At 61.0% G+C, this 998-nt stretch carries 2 protein-coding genes and 1 pseudogene; all 3 read left to right on the top strand.

Going from position 1 to position 998, the window contains the following annotated elements:
* The first annotated feature begins 136 nt into the window (after positions 1-136).
* Positions 137-292 (top strand): hypothetical protein, encoded by a 156-nt coding sequence (locus MKZ40_RS16790; protein WP_217485979.1) that lies wholly within the window; start codon positions 137-139, stop codon positions 290-292.
* A 10-nt stretch (positions 293-302) separates the two neighbouring features.
* On the top strand, positions 303-764 hold the full coding sequence (locus tag MKZ40_RS16785) for a hypothetical protein (protein WP_175090799.1): 462 nt from the start codon (positions 303-305) through the stop codon (positions 762-764).
* Positions 765-803: 39 nt separating this feature from the next.
* Positions 804-998 (top strand): annotated as a pseudogene (locus MKZ40_RS16780) (IS1380 family transposase); the annotation flags it as partial.

Genomic DNA, 998 nt, shown 5'->3' with positions numbered 1-998 from the left:
GTGCATAAGAGACGGTGTCAGCATCGGATCATCCATGAGCGAAAGCTGCTAAATGACCACATGAGGTCCTTTTGGTAAAGCGCTACGAGGCCCGTCGTAGAGCGGTTTTTCATGCATTTTCCCTGAGTACTTCCCGGTGCATGACGTCGAGATCGGCAACGAGCTCTTCTACTACATCTTCAAGGGCGACCCGGAGCCGGTGAACGGCTTCATCGACCTCGACGAAGAGACCCCGGGGCTGGGCCTTGAGCTGAACAGCGACTACTTCGATCAGTTCAACATCATCGAGTGAGGAATCCATCATGAGACTCGTCCAACTTCGCACCGCCAACGGCCCGCGGGTCGCCGTGGTCGAAAGCCGCGACCAGCTTCGCCTGCTCGACTTCCCGGGCGGCACCTATGAGCTGGCCTCTCGCGCCATCGAGCTGGGCATCGGGCTCAGCGCGCTGATCGAACAGCACTACTCGCACACCCTGATCGACTACAAGCAGGCCATTGATCGCCAGGAACTGCTGCCGCCAGTCACCCACCCAGATCGCGCGCGCTGCACCGTCACCGGCACCGGCCTGACCCACCTGGGCAGCGCCGATACCCGCGACGCCATGCATGCCGCTGCACAGGCGCAGGATGACGCAAGCCTTACCGACTCGATGCGCATGTTCCGCCTGGGGCTCGAGGGTGGCAAGCCCGCCGAGGGCCAGGTCGGCGCGCAGCCGGAATGGTTCTACAAGGGTGACCCCGGCTTATTCATGAGGCCGACCTGAAAACGAAGATGGCGAGTGGTTTTCTCTTGTAGAATCAGGATGTTCCTGTCAGAACACGATTCAAGAGGACCACTCGCCATGGGTGAAACCCTAACGACCTGGACGCCCTCATGCAACGGCTCTGTCCGTGTCGAGCTGAGCGGCCACCGCACCACCAGCGACAGCGGCGCATTGTTGCTGCGCGAAGCCCTCGACAGCAGTGGCGTGATCGAGGCGCTCGAAGATAACCTGGTC

The sequence above is a fragment of the Cobetia sp. BMC6 genome, from assembly GCF_029991385.1.
Classification (GTDB): domain Bacteria; phylum Pseudomonadota; class Gammaproteobacteria; order Pseudomonadales; family Halomonadaceae; genus Cobetia.
The sequence above is the reverse complement of the archived record's forward strand: the minus strand, read 5'-3'. Positions and strand labels throughout refer to the sequence as shown.